Annotated in this window: 1 protein-coding gene (only partly in view); it reads right to left on the reverse strand. The window is 28.0% G+C overall.

Features of this window, described 5'->3' with window-relative positions:
* The coding region annotated (locus tag V7137_RS29805; protein WP_335701413.1) for an alpha/beta fold hydrolase crosses the window boundary (this coding region is incomplete at its 3' end): on the reverse strand, window positions 1–304 show 304 of its 439 nt. The annotated region continues 135 nt past the right edge of the window.

Consider the following 304-nt stretch of genomic DNA (forward strand, 5'->3'; position numbering starts at 1 on the left):
TTTGCCATTCATTATCAAGTTTTTCTCCTGGATATTCACCTATTGCCTCTAACTGTTTTAGAGATTTCTTATCGTTTGATTGTAAAATTAATTCCTTAACTTTTTCATAGCCAACACGCTCATTTTCGAGCATATTTATAATTTGTCCTACCCCAATATAATAATCTACATCTTCTGGATATCGCTTGATAAAGATACTACCTAAAACACTTCCCCAAGAATGACCAAATAATATTATTTTATTTCTATTATATTTTTTCTTTAGATATTGAATAATTTCAAACAAATCCTTTAAAAGCAAATC

Source organism: Neobacillus drentensis (assembly GCF_036962765.1).
Lineage (GTDB): Bacteria > Bacillota > Bacilli > Bacillales > Cytobacillaceae > Neobacillus > Neobacillus drentensis_C.